This window comes from Arthrobacter sp. B3I9 (assembly GCF_030816935.1).
GTDB lineage: Bacteria > Actinomycetota > Actinomycetes > Actinomycetales > Micrococcaceae > Arthrobacter.
Genome location: NZ_JAUSYO010000001.1, coordinates 851839 through 871122, shown reverse-complemented (window position 1 = coordinate 871122; position 19284 = coordinate 851839). Strand labels below are relative to the sequence as shown.

Sequence of the window (19284 nt, the reverse complement as noted above, 5' to 3'; positions counted from 1 at the left end):
GTCAAAATTGAGTCAATGAGAACTGAACCAGTAGACGCGTTCCAGTCGCGGGTCGCCAAGCATGCGGCCCTCGCCGATCCGGCGCGGCTGCGCATTGTTGACCTGCTGACCCTCGGGGACTTCTCGCCCACGGAACTCCAGGCCGAGCTGGGAATGCCCTCGAACCTGCTGTCCCACCACCTGCGCGCGCTGGAGGACGCGGGGCTGCTGACCCGCCACCGCTCCGAGGCCGACAAGCGCCGCAGTTACATCCGCCTGGCCGCAGGTGCACTGGAAGGCCTGGCGCCAGGGTCCGAACACGGCGCGCGGCGCGTTCTGTTTGTCTGCACCCGGAACAGCGCCCGTTCCCAGATTGCCGCCGCCCTCTGGCGCCAGGTCAGTGAAATACCGTCAACGTCCGCAGGAACCCACCCGGCGGACCGCATCTCCCAGGGAGCCATCGATGTGGCACGCCGCCACGGCGTGGACCTCCCGGAGGTTCCGCCGCGGAGGCTAGGTGAGGTGGCCGGCGGCGACTTCATCGTCACCGTCTGCGACAACGCCCATGAGGAACTCACCAGCCTCAACGGTATCCATTGGTCCGTGCCGGATCCGCTCCGGACCAACACCGAGGAGGCCTTCGAGAACGCTTTCGCCGACATCTCCAGCCGCATCAGCGACCTCGCTCCCCGGGTGCACGCCGCCTAGACCCGCTTGGGCGCAAGATGGAGCACCGCAATAACCCTGTGCACCCCAGTCCCTATATTGACAATCATCAATCAACCGTCCGATACTCCATACATCGACCATCATCAATATTGAGGGATGGTGGATGTGTGGGTGCGACGGGCAACTAAAAGACCGATTCACCCCCACTACTGATTCCAGGAGAAAACAGTGAGCACCGAAACCGCCAAGAAGCCCTCCGTTCTGTTCGTCTGCGTCCACAACGCCGGACGTTCCCAGATGGCCGCCGCGTTCCTCACCACTTTGGGCAAGGGCGAGATTGAGGTCCGCTCAGCCGGGTCCCACCCCGCCGACAAGATCAACCCTGCCGCCGTTGAGGCGATGGCCGAAGTCGGCATCGACATGTCCGCCGAAGTTCCGAAGGTCCTCACTACCGAGGCCGTGAAGGAATCCGACGTGGTGATCACCATGGGCTGCGGCGACGAGTGCCCCTACTTCCCGGGCAAGCGTTACGAGGACTGGGTCCTGGAGGACCCGGCCGGCAAGGGCGTCGACTCCGTCCGCCCGATCCGCGACGAGATCAAGACCCGCATCGAGGGCCTGATCGACTCCCTCATCCCCGCCGCCAAGTAGCCAGCCCAGGACATCAGGAGAGACACCCGTGAGCAGCAACAACGCCACCCCCGCGGCCGCCACCACCGAGCAGCTGATCATCATCGGCTCCGGCCCGGCCGGCTACACCGCCGCCATCTACGCCGCCCGCGCAGGCCTCGCCCCGCTGGTGCTGGCCGGTTCCGTCACCGCAGGCGGTGCCTTGATGAACACCACCGAGGTGGAGAACTTTCCCGGCTTCCCCGGTGGCGTCCAGGGCCCGGAACTGATGGACGGGCTGCAGGAGCAGGCCGAGAAGTTCGGCGCCAAGGTCGTGTTCGACGACGTCACAGAAGTCCAGCTGAAAGGCCACCTGAAGACGGTCGTTACCGGCGGCGGCGAGACCCACCAGGCCCCGGCGGTCATCCTTGCCACCGGCTCCGCCTACAAGGAACTCGGCCTGCCGGAGGAGAAGAAGTTTTCCGGCCACGGCGTCTCCTGGTGTGCCACCTGCGACGGGTTCTTCTTCCGCGAGCAGGACATCATCGTCGTCGGGGGCGGTGACTCCGCCATGGAGGAAGCCACCTTCCTGACCCGGTTCGGAAAGACCGTCACCGTCGTCGTGCGCAAGGACGAACTGCGCGCCTCCCGCATCATGGCGCAGCGGGCCAAGGACAACCCCAAGATCAGCTTCGCGTGGAACTCCGCCGTCACCGCCATCCACGGCGACGGCAAGGTCACCGGCGTCACCCTGACCGACACTGTCACCGGGGAAACCCGGCACCAGGCCGCGACCGGCATCTTCGTGGCGATCGGCCACGTGCCGCGCACCGAGCTGCTGACCGGGCAGGTGGACCTGGACGAGGACGGCTACATCAAGGTGGACTCACCCACCACCGTCACCAACCTCTCCGGCGTCTTCGCCTGCGGCGACGCCGTGGACCACCGCTACCGCCAGGCCATCACCGCCGCCGGCACCGGCTGCGCTGCGGCCCTGGACGCCGAACGCTACCTGGCTGCGTTAGAGGATGCGGACAGCATCGCCACCGCCTTGGTGGAAGAACCCACGCACGCATAACCCGAGCTTGGGAGGAGGTGAGCGCAATGACGACAGGATGCTGCGGCGACAACGACTGCTGCGACGACGAGGACTGCTGCTAGCCTCCGCCGCCTGCCGGACCCCAAGGGGACCGGCAGGCGCCCACTCACTAACAACCTGGAGAGAGAAGAGGACAGCATGGAATCAGCGAAAAGCCTTCCTGTTGCAGTGATCGGTGCCGGCCCCGTGGGCCTGGCGGCCGCGGCCCACCTGCTCGAACGCGGACTTGAACCGCTGGTCTTCGAAGCGGGCCCTGCGGCCGCAGCAGCCATCGAGCAGTGGCGTCACATCCGGCTGTTCTCACCCTGGCGCTTCAACCTTGACGCCGCCGCCGTCCGCCTCCTCGAAGCCACCGGCTGGCAATCACCCCGGCCCACCGCACTCCCGTACGGCGGGGAGCTGATTGATAACTACCTCGCGCCCCTGGCCTCGCTCCCGCAGATAGCACAGCGACTCCAGACCGGAGCCCGCGTCGTGGCCGTCACCCGTCAGGGCATGGACAAAACCCACATCAAAGACCGCGGCACCGCACCCTTCACCGTCAGGGTCAAGCACGCCGACGGTGAAACCCGCGACCACATCGTCGCCGCAGTCATTGATGCCTCCGGCACCTGGTCCAACCGCAACCCGCTGGGCACCTCCGGCCTGCCCGCGCTTGGGGAAGACGCGGCAGCGGGCCGGATCTCCGCGCCGCTGCCGGACGTCACCGGACGCGACCGGGCAACCTTCGCCGGTCGCCGCGTCCTGGTGGTCGGCGCCGGCCACTCAGCGGCCAGCACCCTCATCAACCTTGCCGAACTCGCCAAGGAAGAGCCGAACACCCGGATCCTGTGGGCGGTCCGTGGCCCGTCTGCCGAGAAGGTCTACGGCGGCGGCGACGCGGACGGGCTCCCCGCGCGCGGCCAGCTCGGCTCCCGGGTCAGGCGGCTGGTCGACGCAGGCAAAATCGAACTGCACACCAGCTTCGGCATCAGCGCCCTCAAGAACCTCGACTCCCATCTGAGCGTCAAAGCCGTCGACGGCCGGACTCTCGAGGCTGACGTCATCGTCCCCTGCACCGGCTTCCGCCCGGACCTGGAGATACTGCGCGAACTCCGGCTCAACCTCGACCCCGCCGTCGAAGCACCCATGGAACTGGGCCCCCTGATCGATCCGGAGTTCCACTCCTGCGGCACCGTCCCGCCCCACGGTGCTCAGCTCCTGGCCCACCCGGACAAAGACTTCTACATCGTGGGCATGAAATCCTACGGCCGCGCACCTACGTTCCTGCTGGCCACCGGCTACGAACAGGTCCGCTCCGTCGTCGCCGCCCTGGCCGGGGACCGCGAAGCCGCGGACACCGTGCAGCTTGAGCTCCCCGAAACCGGCGTCTGCTCCACCGACGCCGGCACCAGCTGCGACGTCCCCGAACCCGTGCTGGTCGGCTTCCCAACAGGCCTGGCGCACGGCCGCTCCGGCATCAACTAACCCCGAAACCGTGGAACGCTACGTCTTTGGGTCCTACACCGCCCTCGCACGGACAGCCAAGATCACCAGCCCACCGCATCTGCCAGCCCACCTCCACGCACTTTTGGAAAGCCTTTCCGGCCGGGCCCCGCTGGCCCTGCCCGTGCCTATATCAAAGGCCCAGGAACGGCTTACCAGGACTCAGGCGGTGTTTATTGACGGATTATTTTCGCCGCCCTCGAGAGGCCAGATTTGGAGATCTTTCTAGTGCTCTCAGGTGAATGGCATATGTTGGACAGCCATCCACCCGAAGAGGGTCTCGAAGCGCGACTGTCACGGTATCCATAGCGTTTCAAGACTCAGGGACATACCTTTCGACTGAGGAAGAGCGCTGTATCGCTCTGCCTTATGCTGGCTGGATGGCTCGCACGGCAAGAGAACGCATTGATAGTGATCCAATTTCGTCCCGCGTTTACAGCTCGCTTATGGACAAGGTATTTGAGCTGGACGGGTGTGAGCTGCAGGAGAACGCGTCGTCATTCCACATTGCTCACGGACGAGCGTTTCTCGGTGTCCATCCCCGCCGTGGCGGGATCCTGATCAACATTGTTCTGACCAGGGAACTCGAATCGGCACGGATTCACCGCGCTGAGCGTGTGTCGGCCAACCGTTGGCACAACGAAGTGATCCTGAAGAACCCCGCAGAGATCGACGCCGAACTGCTCACCTGGATCCGTGAAGGATACGCCCACACCGCCTGAGGTTCCTGGCGGGTTCGGCCGACCTCGGCGCCCCTCGTCCTGGTGTTCCTGACGCCTAATCCGTGACGGCGTTTCAGGGACGCGGCCGCAAACTATCCGGCCGGCACAGCTCTGGCCTCCCGCCTGCAGCAGTGCCAGTATGTTGCGAGTCAGAGGCAATAAAGGCGGCCAGGCTCCGGAGGGAAGGGACGCACGGTCATGACCTACATCTACACCTTGGCCGATGTGGGGCCAGGCGACGTCGGCATCGCCGGGGGCAAGGCAGTCGGCCTGGCCGGCGTCGTTCAGGCCGGGCTGCCCGTTCCCCCGGGCTTTGTACTGGGCACCGAAGCCTATGCGGAGTTTGTGGACGCCAATCACCTCGGGGCCGGCATCCGCGAACTGGCGGCACTCCCGGCCCAGGCCTCTCCCCAGGACTACGACGACGCCTCGGAGCGGATCCGCGCTTTGTTCGCCGGGGGCATCATGCCGGCCGCGGTTGCGTCCGAACTCGGTGCCGCCTACGGGCAGCTCGGCAGCGGTGACACGGCGGTGGCGGTGCGTTCGTCCGCCACCGCGGAGGACCTCGCCTCGGCCAGCTTCGCCGGGCAACAGGAAACGTACCTGAACGTCCGCGGGACGGAGGCTTTGGCCGCGGCCGTGACCGATTGCTGGGCTTCCCTGTGGACGGCCCGTGCCATGGCCTACCGTGCTCGCGAAGGCATCGGCCCGGATGACGTGCGCCTCGCGGTTGTGATCCAGCGGATGGTCCAGGCCGAGGCCGCCGGGGTGATGTTCACTGCCAATCCGGCGAACGGGCATCGGGACCAGATCGTGATCAGCGCGGCGTGGGGCCTGGGCGAGTCCGTGGTGGGCGGAACCGTGAGCACGGATGACCTCGTCGTCGAGGGGGCGTCCGGCCGGGTCCTGTCGCGCCGGACCGCGGACAAGGAGGTCATGACGGTCTACGCGGAGCGCGGCACCCGGGAGCAGCCGGTGCCGCCGGCGCGGCGGCATCAGCCCGTACTGGATGACCCGGCTGCCGCCGAGCTTGCCAGCTACGGGAAGCGGATCGCTGATCATTTCGGGGCTCCGCAGGACATCGAATGGGCACGGGACGCTGGCCGGTTCTTCATCCTGCAATCCCGGCCCATCACGGCGCTTCCCGAACCTGCGGCCGACACCCCGGACACCTGGCCCGTGCCCTATCCGAACGGGCTCTACTTCCGGGCCAGTATTGTGGAACAGCTGCCCGACCCGCTCTCACCGCTGTTTGCCGACCTGATCGACGGCTCGGTAAACCGGTCGCTGCGAGCCTTGATGGCCGAGGCCGTCGGCAAGAACATCATCCGCGAAGACGACGTCGGACTGCCCACCGTCAACGGCTACGCCTATTACTACTACCGCACCTCCGGAATGTGGCGCATGATGGCCAAGTCGCCGACTGCCATGATGGCGCTGGCCCGCGGCAAGGCCAACATGGGAGTGGCCGGCTGGCGCGAGTATTCGCACCCCCGCTACGAACGGGTGATCAAGGACTGGCAGGCGAAACCCGTCCCGGAGCTGCCCGGTGAGGACTTGCTGGAAGGAGTCCAGGCGCTGCTGGACGCCGGCACCGTGTATTACACCGCCGTGCAGTCGATCATTCCGCTCGCGGCCACCAGCGAAATCACATTCCGGGCGTTCTACGACAAGCTCGTCCGGCGGGACGGGGATCCCCCCGCGCAGACGTTCCTCCTCGGCTACGACAGCGCCCCCATCCGGGCCGAGAAGTCGCTCTATGACCTGGCTGGCTGGGCCCGCAGCGATCCCGGCCTGTCATCGGCGCTATTGAATACGCCGACGGCGGCGCTCACCGAATGCCAGCGCACCGGCTCCCCGCCCCCGGGTGTGGACACCGTCCTTTGGCAGGAGTGGCGTTTCGCCTTCCAGGAGCATCTGGACCTCTTCGGCCACGCGGTCTACAACCTCGATTTCGCCGTCCCAGTGCCGGCCGACGATCCGTCCGCCCTGCTGGAGACGGTGAAGTTCTACTTGCGGGGGCAGGGCACGGACCCGCACGAGCGGCAGCGGCTCTCCTCCGAACGCCGGGAAGACCTGACCATTCAGATGACTTCCCGGCTCGGTCCGCGCCGCCGCGCCGCGTTCCTCCGTTTGCTCCGGTGGGCGCAGAGCACCGCGCCCATCCGCGAAGATGCGCTGGCCGACGTCGGACTCGCCTGGCCGCTGCTGCGGCGGATGCTGCTCGAACTCGGACACCGGCTGGTTGGCTCGGGAGTTCTCGCCGATCCCGCCGACGTGTTCTGGCTGCGCTTCCAGGAGCTGCGGAGCGCCGTCGAGTTCGGCCTCGCCTCTCCGGGCGCTCCGTCAGCCGTGGCCATCGCGGGTGCGGACCGCCCCGTGCGCGCCGCCACCGTGGAGGAGCGCAAGATGCTGTGGCGGGGGCAGGCCAAGGCTGCCGCCCCGCAGCTGCTGCCTGAAAGCCGGTGGATGGAGCGCATCTTCGGGAAGTGGATGCCCGCCCGCTCGCAGGGCCAGCCCGGTGACATCATCAAGGGCACCGGCGCCAGTTCGGGCCGGGTCACTGCTCCCGCCCGCGTCCTGGCCGGGCCCCAGGATTTCGACCAGATGGTGCCCGGGGACGTCCTGGTAGCCCGCATCACCACTCCCGCGTGGACGTCACTGTTCGCCATGGCCTCCGCCGTGGTGACCGACGTCGGCGGGCCGCTGAGCCACAGCTCGATCGTGGCCCGCGAGTACGGCATCCCGGCCGTGCTTGGCACCGGCGTCGCCACCCAGCGGCTTGCCAGCGGCCAGCAGATCCGCGTCGACGGCGACGCCGGCACCGTCACCATCGAGCATCCACCCGCTACGCCGGCCTCCTGACCTGTCTAGGCCGGATGGATGGCGACGGCGGCGGCCTTGACCACGAAGTAGGCGGGCATTCCGGGCACGAGGCCGAGGTCGGCCGACGCGGCCGGAGTGATGTCAGCGAAGAGGCCGCCGGCATGGACACGGATCTGGTCGCCATGCGGCTCTAGGTCTGTAAGGGTCACCCGGAACGAGTTCCGCGGGCTGCCGTGCTCTTCGCTGAGAAACACGGATACTGCCGAGGGCGGAAAGACCGCTACGCCGTCCTGCCCGGGCTCGATGCTGCCGTCGTGGTGGCCCGCGACCACCATTCCCTGCGGTGTGGTGATGCCCGCGCTGCCGAGGGTGCCGGCCACGAGGTTCAGCCCGGCCAGGCCGGCGGCGAACCTGCTGCGTGGCTTTTCAAGTACTTCCCGGGTGGGGCCCGACTCGCTGATCCGGCCCTCCTCAAGGACGATCACCCTGTCGGCCAGCATGAGGGCATCCAGGATGTCGTGGGTGATGATGATGGCCCTGCGGCCGGCCAGGACGCGTTTGAGGAGCCGCCGGAGCAACGGGGCTGCGTGGATGTCGAGGGCGGCCATGGGTTCGTCGAGCAGCAGCAGATCCGGGTCGGCGGCGAGGGCGCGGGCCACGGCCACCCGCTGGGCCTGCCCGCCGGAGAGCTGGGCGGGACGCCGCGGGGCAAGGTCGGCGGCGTCGACTTCCGTCAGCCAGCGCATGGCCGTCGCCCGGGCCGCGGTGCTCGACGCACCGGCGCTGCGGGGTCCGAACGCGACGTTGTCCAGGGCACTCAGGTGCGGAAAGAGGAGTGCCTCCTGCGCCAGGAGCGCCGTGCCCCTGGTGTGCGGGGCGCTCCAGAGGTGCCTGCCGGCCGCCAGGTCGAAGAGGACCCGGCCTCCGAGCATGGCCTTGCCCGAGTCGGGACGCAGCAGCCCGGAGATGACCGAGAGCAGTGTTGATTTCCCGGCCCCGTTCGGGCCGAGGATGGCGATGGTCTCCGCCGGGCCCAGGCTGAGTGAGACCTCGAAGCCGCGTGCGGCCAGCACGGCGTCCAGCTGGAAGGTCACGGGGATATCCTCTCCGGTGCTGCGGCGGTGCCGGCGCGCCGGAAGGAGAGGCCGACGACGGCAACCGCCACGGCGACAAGCAGGAGGGAAAGCGCGACGGCGGCGTCAGCGTCGGTTTCGCGCTGCAGGTAAATCTCCAGCGGGAGGGTACGGGTGACGCCCTGCAGGCTGCCGGCGAAGGTCAGGGTGGCACCGAACTCACCCAGGCTGCGTGCGAAGGACAACACGGCTCCGGACGCCAAACCGGGCAGGACAAGCGGGAGAGTCACCCGGCGCAGGACGGTGCTGGGCCGGGCCCCCAGTGTTGCGGCAACAGCCTCGTATCTGTTGCCGGCGGTGCGAAGGGCGCCTTCCAGGCTGACCACCAGGAACGGCAGGGCCACGAATGTCTGGGCAAGGACCACGGCCGTGGTGGAAAAGGCGATCTGGATTCCGGCCAGCTCGAGGCTTTTGCCCAGGAGCCCCTGGCGTCCGAAGGTGTAGAGCAGGGCAATGCCTCCGACCACGGGAGGCAGGACGAGGGGCAGCAGGACGAGGGCGCGGAGAAGCCGCTGGCCGGGAAACCGGCTTCGGGCAAGTACGAGGGCCAGGGGCACGCCGAGGACCACGCAGAAGGCGGTGCTGGCTGCGGATGTGCGCAGGCTCAGTCCGAGGGCGGTCAGCGAAGACTCGGAGGTGATCAGCGGGATGAACTGCGGCCAGCTTACTTTGGCTGCCATGGCCACCAGCGGCAGAAGGATGAGCACCGCTCCCGCCGCCGCGATGGCGTAGATCCACGGCGGGATGCCGGTGTAGCCGTTGCTTCGTCGGTCCATCCTAAGGCGTGCCGAATCCGGCGTCGCTGAGGACCTTTTTGCCCTCGCTGCCGGTGACGGTGGCGATGAAAGCGCGGGCCAGGTCCTTGTTCTTGCTCGTGCCGACGGTGGCGATCGGGTACGTATTCACCACCGCGTCCGACTCGGCGAAGGGAATGCCTTTGACCGTGCCGGCGGCGGCCTTGATGTCCGTGACGTAGACAAGTCCGGCGTCGGCTTCACCGGCGGTGACCTTGCCCAGGACATCCGTGACGGAAGATTCCTCGCTGACCGGGGCCAGGGTGGTGCCGGTGGCTTTTTCCACAGCGCCGGTTGCGGCGCCGCAGGGAACCTGGGGCGCGCAGATGACCAGCTTCACGCCTGGCTTGGCCAGGTCGGCGAACGAGCCGATGGACGCCGGATTGGACGGCGGCACCGCTATCTCCAGAGCGTTCGTGGCGAAGGTGGCCGGGGCGCCGTCGACCAGTCCCTCGCCGGTGAGTTTGGCCATGTTCCTGGCGTCCGCGGCGGCGAAGACATCAGCCGGGGCGCCCTGGGTGATCTGGGTGGCCAGGTCCGAGGAGCCTGCGAAATTCAGCGTGACCTTGGTGCCGGGGTTCTTCGCTTCGAAGTCGCGGGCCAGGTTTGTGAAGGTCGATTTAAGCGAGGCCGCGGCGAAGACGGTGACCGTTCCGGAAAGCCTGGTGGTCCCGCCGGCTCCCGCGCCGGCGGTGGAGGCGGCCCCGGTGGCGCCCGGTCCCGCGGCGCAGCCGGACGAACCTGCGGCAAGGACACAGGCCGCAGCCAGCGCGGTGATGTGTCTGGTCACGGTGGTGGCCATGATCCTTCAGCCGTTCTTCAGCAGTGCCACATCGGAAACGAGGTCGATGTGCTCCAGCATCGCTGCCGCCGCTGCCCGGGAGTCGCCCGCCCGGATTGCGTCGGCGATTTTCCGGTGCGATGCCAGCGACTGCTCCGGCCGGCCGGGCTGTCCCAGCGATTCGAGGCGCGTCTCCAGGATCATGCCCGCAATGAACGTCATCAGCTGGGCGAGCACTGCCGAGTGCGCCGCTCCGGTCACGGCCTGGTGGAAGAGCTCGTCGCCCCGCGCGCCCTTGGCGCCGGACGCGACTTCTTCCGCCATCACGTCCAGTGCGTGGTCGATGGCCTTCATGTCCTCATCGCTGCGCCTCTCCGCGGCCAGCTCGGCAAGCTTTACCTCGAGGGTGCTCCGGGCCTCAACGATCTCCGGCAGCCTGCTGCGGTGCTCGCGCAGGCCCTTGATTACGGAAGGAACGTTCGGCCGGTACACCAGCACCGCGCCCGTGCCGTGCTGGACATCGATCACGCCGAGGACTTCCAGCGCCACCAGGGCCTGGGCAAGGGTGGCGCGCGATACGCCAAGCCGCTCGGCAAGCTCACGCTCGGCGGGCAACGTATCCCCAGGGCCCAGCTGGGCAGCCTCGATATAGTCCATGAGCTGCTCGACAAGCTGTTCATAGAGCCGGGGCCGCGAAACGCGGGAAATCTGGGGCGTTGCTGACCGCTTGGGCATGCGCTTCCTTTCGGCAAGGCCGTCGGCACCAAGACTACCCGAGAACTATTGACATGGAGACCTAGTGTCTAGGAGGCTAGGCCAGTGGGCCACTTCACACCAGCACTCTGATCCGGAGGAACAAAGATGTCCGCTCCCGTCCTGTCCATCATCATCCTGGCGGTGATGTTCCTCCTGGCCACGGTGTTGCCCCTCAACATGGGCGCCCTGGCCTTCGTAGGGGCATTCCTGCTGGGCTCAGTCGTACTGGGGATGTCCACCAACGACATCCTCGCCAACTTCCCCGGCGGCCTGTTCCTGACCATCGTCGGGGTCACGTACCTGTTCGCCATCGCACAGAACAACGGCACCATTGACCTCCTGGTCAGAGGCGCCGTCCGGATGGTGGGCAGCAAGGTGGCCCTCATCCCGTGGGTCATGTTCACCATCACCGCCGTGATCACCGCCGTCGGCGCCCTCTCTCCGGCCGCCGTCGCGATCATCGCCCCCATCGCGCTGAGCTTCGCCGCCAAGCACAAAATCAACCCGCTCATGATGGGCATGATGGTCATCCATGGTGCGCAGGCCGGCGGCTTCTCCCCCATCGCCGTCTACGGCGTCACGGTCAACGGCATCATCGCCAAAACGGATCTGGAAGCCAGCCCTATCGCAATCTTCCTGGCAAGCTTCATCTTCAACCTCGCCATTGCGGTGGTGTTGTCCATCGTCCTGGGTGGCAACCGGTTCCGCTCCACAAAGGCCGGCCGGCTGGTGGAGCAGGCTGCGGAAACCCGGATGGCCGTCAGCGTAGGCGCCCGTGCCTCTACCTCCGGCGCCACCCTGCGGGGCTCGGGTTCCGACATCTCCCCCGCCGGCGTCTCGGCCAAGGGGACCTCGGGTTCCGCTGTAGCCGGTTCCGCCGGCGCGGACGCATCCAACGGCGCCCGCGCCACCGTGCCGCAGCTGGTCACCATCCTGGGCCTGATCGCCCTCGCCGTCATTTCCCTCGGCTTCAAAGTGGATGTCGGCTTTGTCTCCATCACCATCGCCATCATCCTGGCGCTGGTGTCCCCCGCGGCCCAGAAGGGCGCCGTGAACAAGATCAGCTGGTCCACCGTCCTGCTCATCTGCGGCATGCTCACCTTCGTGGGCGTCCTCGAAGAAGCGGGCACCATCAAGTTCGTGTCCGACGGCGTGGCGCACATGGGCATGCCGCTTCTGGCCGCCCTGCTGATCTGCTACATCGGCGCCGTGGTATCCGCCTTTGCGTCCTCCACGGCAATCCTCGCCGCCCTGATCCCGCTGGCCGTGCCGTTCCTGGCCTCCGGGGAGGTCGGCGCCGTCGGGGTTATCGCCGCCCTGGCAGTCTCCGCCACGATCGTCGACGTATCGCCCTTCTCCACCAACGGCGCCCTGGTGCTCGCCAACGCTCCTGAAGACGTGGACAAGGACAGGTTCTACAAGCAGATTCTCGCCTACAGCGGCCTCGTCGTCGTGGCCGGACCCGTTATCGCCTGGCTGGTCATGGTTGTCCCGGGCTGGATGTAGTCCGCCCGTCCACCCCGCTCCGCAGCCCAGAACCAACGAAGGAACACCCTTATGAGCACCGCACCCACTGTCAATACTGAAGGCCCGCTCGTGGGCTACCTCGTGGTCGATCTGAGCCGGGCCCTCGCCGGCCCGCACGCCGGGATGATGCTGGCGGACCTCGGCGCACGTGTCATCAAGGTGGAGAACCCCGGCTCCGGCGACGATACCCGCGGCTGGGGGCCGCCGTTCGTTGGACCCGAGGACGATCCGCAGGCCACATACTTCCTGTCCTGCAACCGCAACAAGGAGTCCATCGCCCTGGACCTGAAGAGCGACGACGGGCGCACCGTGTTGCGCGAGCTGCTGGAGCGCGCCGACGTCGTCATCGAGAACTTCCGCCCCGGCGTCCTTGACCGGCTGGGGTTCTCACCCGAGGACATGCATGCCCTGAATCCCTCACTGGTGGTCCTGTCGATTACCGGGCTCGGGCACGACGGGCCCGAGTCCGGGCGGAGCGGATACGACCAGATCCTGCAGGGTGAGGCGGGGCTGATGTCCCTGACCGGTTCCGGGCCGGACGATCCGCAGCGAGTGGGCGTGCCCATCGCCGACCTGCTCTCCGGGATGTACGGGGCGTTCGGCACGCTCGCGGCGCTGCTGCAACGCGAACGGACCGGCCAGGGACAGATCGTGCGCACCTCGCTGTTGGCCGCAATAATCGGGGTGCACGCGTTCCAAGGCACGCGGGCCACAGTGGCCGGCGAGGTGCCCCAGGCACAGGGAAACCACCACCCGTCCATCGCGCCCTACGGCCTGTTCCACTGCCGGCAGGGTCGGGTGCAGATCAGTGTGGGCAGCGAGAAGCTCTGGCATACGTTCGCTTCTGCCTTCGGCATTGACGCGGACCGCCCGGAATTTGCTTCCAACGCGGAGCGCGTCCGGAACCGGGAAAAAGTCGTCGAAGAAGTGGAACGCGTATTCGCCGACTACGAGGCCGAGCCCCTGCTCGCCAAGCTTAATCAGGCCGGAATCCCCGCAGGCAAGGTCCGCAGCCTGGACGAGGTCTACAAATGGGAACAGGTCCACTCGCAAGGCCTCATGATCGACGTCGACCACAAAATCCTCGGCAACGTCACCCTGCCCGGACCGCCGTTGCGCTTCTTCAGCGCCGCGGACACCGCGGAAACCACACTCAAGACCCACATGGCACCGCCGCTGCTGGACCAGAACGGCGAACAGATCAGGCAATGGCTCGGCCTTGTTCCGGCCGATGCCGCCGCTGCCGGGGAAGGGAACTGACCGTGCCGGCAGAACAGAGGGTCCGGCACCTGGATGCGGCGGAGCTCATTGCCGCCGCGCTGGACCCCGGCTCCTACCGGAGCTGGGACCTTCCCGTGACGGACCCCAATCCGGGCCCCGAGTACCGCTCGGAGCTTGCGGCCGCCCGCGAGAAGACCGGCGTCGACGAATCCGTCCTCACCGGCGAAGGACTCATCCGCGGCCGCCGTGTCGCCGTCATTGTCAGCGAATTCCGCTTTCTCGCCGGCTCCATCGGCCTCGCTGCAGCGGAACGGATCACCAGCGCCGTCGAGCGGGCCACCCGGGAAGGGCTGCCGCTCCTGGCCGGCCCCGCCTCCGGCGGCACGCGCATGCAGGAGGGCACCATCGCCTTCCTGTCCATGGTGAAAATCAGCGCGGCCGTCCGGTCCCACCGCCAGGCCGGGCTGCCGTACCTCGTGTACCTTCGGCACCCCACCACCGGCGGCGTGATGGCCTCCTGGGGTTCCCTCGGGCACATCACGGTGGCCGAGCCAGGTGCCCTGCTCGGCTTCCTCGGGCCACGCGTCTACGAGGCGCTGCATGGCGCCCCGTTCCCGGAAGGCGTCCAGGTCGCCGAGAATCTCTTCGACAAGGGGCTCATTGACGCCGTCGTCCCGCCCTGGCAGCTGTCCGACGTCGTCGACCGCGCCCTCAGCATTCTGGTCACCGGCCCGAATCCGCGGGTCAGCCCGCCGCGCACCCTGTCCGTTAAACCGTCCGACGCCGGCGCCTGGGAATCCATCGAGATCTCCCGGAACCCGCGGCGGCCGGACCTGCGGCAGCTGCTCGCTGCCGGCGCCCGTGACGTGCTTCCGCTCAACGGCACCGGCCAGGGCGAAAAGGACCCGGGACTGCAGCTGGCGTTGGCGCGCTTCGGCCAGAAGTCCTGCGTGGTCATCGGCCACACCAGGCCCCGGCCCTCGCAGCAGACCGCGATGGGACCGGCGTCGCTCCGCGAAGCGCGGCGGGGCATGCGGCTGGCCGAGGAACTTGTCCTGCCGCTGCTCACGGTCATCGATACCGGCGGCGCCGCGCTGTCCAAGGAGGCCGAGGAAGGCGGGCTGGCCGGTGAGATCGCCCGCTCCCTGCACGATCTGATCGGGCTGCAGACGCCGACAGTGTCGGTGCTGCTCGGACAGGGGGCCGGCGGCGGCGCCCTGGCCCTCTTGCCCGCGGACCGCACCATCGCCGCACAGCACGCGTGGCTGTCCCCACTTCCGCCGGAGGGCGCCAGCGCCATCGTGCACCGGAGCCCGGATTTCGCCCCGGCCATGTCCGAGGCCCAGGGCGTCAACGTGGCGTCCCTGTACGCAAACGGACTCGTGGAACACATCGTGGACGAGCGCACCGATGCCGCGCTCGAGGGCAGGGCGTTCTGCCAGCGCCTGGCGCAGGCCATCGAATATGAGCTGGCCGAGCTCTCCTCGGCGGACATCAGCGGCCTGCTCCCGCGCCGACTCGACAAGTACCACCGCCTGGGCCGGATCCCGGCCACTGCGTGACCGCGGGGCGACGGCCAGGAGCCGGTGCCCCGCGCCATCCGCGTCGGATGACCCTTCCCCGCGTTTCTACCGCGGCGCCGGTTTGGTGCTCTGCTCCAGGATGGTGCGGTAGATGCCGGTGTGGTCCAGGTCGCCGTCACCGGCTGCGATCATGTCCTCAAAAGCGCTTTGCAGGCAGGTGGCCACGGGGAGTTTCAGTCCCGTGTGCCTGGCGAGGTCGGTGATGAACCGGAGGTCCTTGAGCTGATTTTTTGCGGACCCGCCCCCCTCGAAGTCCTGATCCATCCATCGTCGCCCTTTCTGGGTGAGGACTTCCGATTTAGCCAGGCCACCGGCAAGGACGGACTGCACTTTCTCCAGGTCGAGTCCGGCGGTGCTTGCCAGGGCCATCGCCTCGGCCAGGGCCGTAACTGTGGCTGCGACGACGATCTGATTGCATGCCTTCACAGTCGAACCCGCACCGGTCTCGCCGAACCACACCACTGTCGAGCCGTACAGCTCGAAGAGCGGCCTGACGTGTTCCACAGCGTTGGAAGGGCCGCCGACCATGATGCTCAGCCGGCGTTCCTCGGCGCCTATCGTGCCGCCGCTGAGGGGTGCGTCCAGAACCGTCAGCCCCCAGCGGCGCCGGCAGTCCTCGGCGAACTCTGCGACCGCCACGGGAGAAACGGTCCCGTGAATCACGAGGATTGGATGGTCTATCCCGGCGCTCTTCCATCCCGCCAGCAGGCCGTTCTCGCCGGGAAGCAGGGCTGCCACCTGGGGCAGGTCGGGCAGTACCGTCAGCACCACGTCGCTTGCTGCACCGGCCGGGGCAGCCGCGACGGTACCACCGCCGACCGCGTGCGCCTTTTCGGGCGTGCGGTTCCAGAGGGTGAGGGGAACACCGCCGGCAAGGATGTTGCGGGCGATCGGGGCCCCCATGGGTCCGGTGCCCAGGAGGGCAACGGACCCAGCGAAGCCGGGCAGCGTCTGATTCTCAGATATCGACATTTTCGTATGGCCTAGAAGGGGATCAGTCCGGCGAGGGCCGGCAGGAAGGTGCTGAACCACGGCACGGCTGCAAGGACAAGCAGCCCAAGGAACACGGCAATGAGATAGGGCCAGAAGTGTTTGAGGCTCTTTTCCACGGTCTCGTGACCGGTTGCGCAGGCCACGTAGAACCCGACGCCGGCCGGGGGCGCGAACGACCCGATTCCCATGGAGATGATCAGGACCATGGCGTACTGCACCGGGTTGACGCCGAAGTCGACGGCGATCGGAAGCAGCAGCGGTGCGAAGATCAACACTGCCGGGAGGCCCTCGAGCAGCTGTCCCATGATGATCAGCAGCACCACCGTGAAGAGCATGAACAGCAGCGGCGAGTCGCCCAGCCCTGACATCAGGTCGTGGATCTGCTGGGAGACGCCGGCCAGGGCCAGGGTCTGGGCGAGCGGGGAGGCTGCTGCGATGATGAACAGCACCATTCCCGCCGTCGTCGTAGTCTCCCGCAGCGTGTCCCCAAGCAGGCGTTTGCTTCCACGGCGGTACGCGGCGGCCAGGACGAAGGCGTAGGCGACGGCCACGGAGGACACTTCGGTGGGGGTCGCGAAGCCGCTCAGAATGCCGACCACCATGCCGACGGGCAGCAGCAGGGTGGGGATGGCGAAGAACGTTGCCGATCCCCGGGCCCGCCAGGTGGCCTTCGGGCTGGCGATGCCGCCCTGTTTCCGGGCGCGGAGGAAGACGAGCGCCATGACCACCAAGGCGAGGAAGGCTGCGGGGACGAAGCCCGCCAGGAAGAGGGTAGTGGTGGAGATGGTGGTAATTGACCCGAGGATGAGCAGCACGATGCTCGGAGGAATGGTTTCGCCCATGATGGCCGAGGCCGACAGGACGGCCACGACTTCCCCGCGGGGGTACTTCCGCTCCTCGAGCATGCCGCGCATCGTGGTTCCCACCGCCGCCACATCCGCGACTTTCGAGCCGGAGATGCCGGAGAAGATGTACATCGTCACGACGACCACCTGGAGCAGGCCGCCACGCAGGTGCCCGATCAGCGCGTCAACCAGCTTGGCCAGCGGGAGCGTCAGCCCGGCCGAGTTCATGACCGTTCCGGCGAGAATGAAGAACGGGATGGCCAGAAGGACGAAACCCTTTGCCCCCGATGCCATTCCGATGGGTATGGCGCTGACTTCGGCGATGCCGCCCAAGTAGAGGTAGATTCCGGAGGCCAGCGCCAGAACGAAGGCGATGGGCAAGCCCAGGAACAGCAGCATGAACAGCAGCAGAAGGACGACGGCGAGAAGGACGTTCGGTGAGGCGTAGTAGAAAAGCGGCTGGACCACGAGGATGAGGACAATCAACACTGCGGTGATGCCCGCTGCCGTAATGACCGGGCGCCGCTCCTGGCGCCACAGCTTCAGGAGGGCGAACCAGGCGATGAGGACCATGCCGATGGAGAAGGGCAGCGACACCCAGAAAACGGGGAGCTGCAGGATAGGGGTCTTTTCCTCGATCTGCTGGACCAAGGTGGGAACGAAAAGGGCGAAGGCACCGGCTCCCATGACCAGGACAAGGCAGTCCACGAGGGCCGCCAGATAAGGCTTCCAGGTTGCCGGCAGCCGCATGACGAGCGCCTGAACGGACATGTGCGCACCCTTGGGATAAGCAATGGCACCGCCGATGAAGGCGATGGTCAGCAGCGCGATTTCTGAAACTTCCTGGGTCCAGAGCACTGAGTCTCCGGTGACCACCCTGACCAGGATGTTGAGCAGGATCACGACAAGCTCGGCGAGGATGGCAGCACCCACAACCCCTTCGAGAGTCTTGTCGAGCCAGAGGGCACCGCTCCAACGCGGGGGGATGTGGCCGTGATGCAGGATCTCTTCCGCGTCCGAGGGGAGGACCTCCTCGAGTTCCTCGGGAGTAGTGACGTGTTTCATGGGCTTCCAGACTGTCGACATTGAGAGTGGGGACGTTTCCTTGCGGCAGGCCCGGGGCGCCGCCGGCGCCCCGGGCCTGCCGGGATTACTTAGTAGGGGCGAAGGAGATCGCCTGGTCGAAGAATTCCTTGCCGATCAGCTGTGAGAACTCCGGGTAGAGGCTCTTGGAGACCGCTTTGAATTCCTCCAGGCCGGCGGCGCTCAGCTCATTGGCTTTCATGCCCTTGGCGACGAGCTCGTCGAGCTGTTTCTTGGACTGCTCGGCGTCGTACCCGGTCTTGAACGTCGCAGTTTCGGCCGAGGCGTCCGTGAGGGCCTTCTTCTGGGCATCGGACAGGGTCCCCCACTTTTTCGAGGACAGGGCCAGGACCCAGGCGTCGTTGATGTGGTTGGTCATCGACACGTACTTCTGGACCTCGGAGAACTTGTTCGTCCAGGGCACCTCGATCGGGTTCTCCTGACCGTTGATCGTTCCGGTCTGCAGGCCGGTGAAGACCTCGGAGAAGGCCATGGTGGTCGGGCTGGCGCCGAGCTTGCCGAAGTAATCGGTCCACAGCGGATTGCCCGGAACGCGGATCTTCAGGCCCTTGAGGTCGGCGGGCTGCTCGATGGGGCGCACAGAGTTGGTGATCTCACGCCCGGTCCTGGTCAGGAAACTGAGGGCAACGGTATCCTTCGCTTCCAGCTTCTTCTTCAGGGTCTGGCCGGGCTCACCGCTGAGGAACGCCGCCTCCTCGGTGGTGTCCTTGAAGATGTAGGGGATGCTGATAGCGTTCATTTCCGGCACGACGGCGGCGTACACGGACGTGGATAGGATCAGGGCGTCAAGGGAACCTCCCTGCAGCCGGGTGACTGCTGCGTTCTGGTCTCCGCTGAAGCTTGTTCCGTTGGGAACAACCGTGACCGTAACGGAGCCGTTGGATGTCGTTTTGACCTGGTCGGCGAAGTGCTGGGCGGCGACGCCGACTGAGGAGGTCAGGGGATCCGGAATGGACAGCTGGATCTTGGCCGGCGGGGCTCCAGCCCCGCCGGGGGCACCAGAGGCGCATCCGGCGAGGACTGAGGCGGCAAGGGTGCATGCCAGCACTCCGGTGAGGGCGCGGGTCTTGGATGTCATGTGATGCCTTTCTTCATTGGAAGGAGTCTGGTTCCGGAGGCGTGAACGACATTGCATGAGGTCCAGGGCCGCGCCCGGTT

At 67.0% G+C, this 19284-nt stretch carries 17 protein-coding genes; 10 read left to right on the top strand and 7 right to left on the bottom strand.

The features are described from left to right. Positions 1-15 precede the first annotated feature (15 nt). The 7 genes from QFZ65_RS04055 (at position 16) to QFZ65_RS04030 (ending at position 7428) form a co-directional block, all read left to right on the top strand. Positions 16-687: a metalloregulator ArsR/SmtB family transcription factor gene (locus QFZ65_RS04055; RefSeq protein WP_306908365.1), complete on the top strand. Its 672-nt coding sequence runs from the start codon at positions 16-18 to the stop codon at positions 685-687. Positions 688-876: 189 nt separating this feature from the next. Beyond that, entirely contained in the window at positions 877-1299 is a 423-nt protein-coding gene (locus QFZ65_RS04050; protein ID WP_306908364.1) for an arsenate reductase ArsC, read from the top strand. A 28-nt stretch (positions 1300-1327) separates the two neighbouring features. Then, positions 1328-2335: a thioredoxin-disulfide reductase gene (gene trxB, locus QFZ65_RS04045; RefSeq protein WP_306908363.1), complete on the top strand. Its 1008-nt coding sequence runs from the start codon at positions 1328-1330 to the stop codon at positions 2333-2335. Between the two features lie 159 nt (positions 2336-2494). Beyond that, on the top strand, positions 2495-3823 hold the full coding sequence (locus QFZ65_RS04040) for an FAD-dependent oxidoreductase (RefSeq protein WP_306908362.1): 1329 nt from the start codon (positions 2495-2497) through the stop codon (positions 3821-3823). 10 nt (positions 3824-3833) lie between these two features. Further along, a complete protein-coding gene (locus QFZ65_RS19085) occupies positions 3834-4070 on the top strand; it encodes a hypothetical protein (RefSeq protein WP_373427561.1) in 237 nt (78 codons plus the stop codon). A 13-nt stretch (positions 4071-4083) separates the two neighbouring features. Beyond that, the gene (locus tag QFZ65_RS04035; protein WP_306908361.1) at positions 4084-4563 is read left to right on the top strand and encodes a DUF5655 domain-containing protein; all 480 of its coding nucleotides are present in this window, start codon (positions 4084-4086) and stop codon (positions 4561-4563) included. Positions 4564-4761: 198 nt separating this feature from the next. Next, entirely contained in the window at positions 4762-7428 is a 2667-nt protein-coding gene (locus tag QFZ65_RS04030; RefSeq protein ID WP_306908360.1) for a PEP/pyruvate-binding domain-containing protein, read from the top strand. A 5-nt stretch (positions 7429-7433) separates the two neighbouring features. On the opposite strand, the gene QFZ65_RS04025 is transcribed toward QFZ65_RS04030, so the two are convergent. Genes QFZ65_RS04025 through QFZ65_RS04010 form a run of 4 tightly spaced genes read right to left on the bottom strand, consistent with a single transcriptional unit; the run spans position 7434 to position 10832 of the window. Continuing rightward, entirely contained in the window at positions 7434-8483 is a 1050-nt protein-coding gene (locus tag QFZ65_RS04025; protein WP_306908359.1) for a sulfate/molybdate ABC transporter ATP-binding protein, read from the bottom strand. Next, positions 8480-9298 (bottom strand): ABC transporter permease, encoded by an 819-nt coding sequence (locus QFZ65_RS04020; RefSeq protein ID WP_306908358.1) that lies wholly within the window; start codon positions 9296-9298, stop codon positions 8480-8482. Before QFZ65_RS04020 ends, QFZ65_RS04025 begins: the two co-directional genes overlap by 4 nt. Before the next feature lies 1 nt (position 9299). Continuing rightward, positions 9300-10118: a molybdate ABC transporter substrate-binding protein gene (modA, locus tag QFZ65_RS04015; protein WP_306908357.1), complete on the bottom strand. Its 819-nt coding sequence runs from the start codon at positions 10116-10118 to the stop codon at positions 9300-9302. A 6-nt stretch (positions 10119-10124) separates the two neighbouring features. Then, a complete protein-coding gene (locus tag QFZ65_RS04010) occupies positions 10125-10832 on the bottom strand; it encodes a FadR/GntR family transcriptional regulator (RefSeq protein WP_306908356.1) in 708 nt (235 codons plus the stop codon). Between the two features lie 126 nt (positions 10833-10958). Here QFZ65_RS04010 and QFZ65_RS04005 point away from each other — a divergent pair, with 126 nt between their 5' ends. The 3 genes from QFZ65_RS04005 to QFZ65_RS03995 are packed head-to-tail and all read left to right on the top strand — an operon-like array spanning position 10959 to position 15163. Then, positions 10959-12359 carry an SLC13 family permease gene (locus QFZ65_RS04005; protein ID WP_306908355.1) on the top strand — a complete coding sequence of 467 codons (1401 nt, stop codon included), beginning with the start codon at positions 10959-10961 and terminating at the stop codon, positions 12357-12359. A gap of 51 nt (positions 12360-12410) precedes the next feature. After that, positions 12411-13640, top strand: a complete 1230-nt coding sequence (locus QFZ65_RS04000) for a CaiB/BaiF CoA-transferase family protein (RefSeq protein WP_306908354.1) — start codon at positions 12411-12413, stop codon at positions 13638-13640. Positions 13641-13642: 2 nt separating this feature from the next. Beyond that, positions 13643-15163 (top strand): carboxyl transferase domain-containing protein, encoded by a 1521-nt coding sequence (locus QFZ65_RS03995; RefSeq protein WP_306908353.1) that lies wholly within the window; start codon positions 13643-13645, stop codon positions 15161-15163. A gap of 66 nt (positions 15164-15229) precedes the next feature. Here QFZ65_RS03995 and QFZ65_RS03990 read toward each other — a convergent pair whose 3' ends face one another. From QFZ65_RS03990 to QFZ65_RS03980, 3 genes are all read right to left on the bottom strand, one after another. Further along, positions 15230-16156 (bottom strand): NAD(P)-dependent oxidoreductase, encoded by a 927-nt coding sequence (locus QFZ65_RS03990; RefSeq protein ID WP_306908352.1) that lies wholly within the window; start codon positions 16154-16156, stop codon positions 15230-15232. Positions 16157-16167: 11 nt separating this feature from the next. After that, positions 16168-18087, bottom strand: coding sequence for a TRAP transporter large permease subunit (locus tag QFZ65_RS03985; protein WP_306908350.1), 1920 nt, complete (start codon positions 18085-18087; stop codon positions 16168-16170). Between the two features lie 85 nt (positions 18088-18172). Then, positions 18173-19204 (bottom strand): DctP family TRAP transporter solute-binding subunit, encoded by a 1032-nt coding sequence (locus tag QFZ65_RS03980; protein ID WP_306908348.1) that lies wholly within the window; start codon positions 19202-19204, stop codon positions 18173-18175. Positions 19205-19284: the final 80 nt, after the last annotated feature.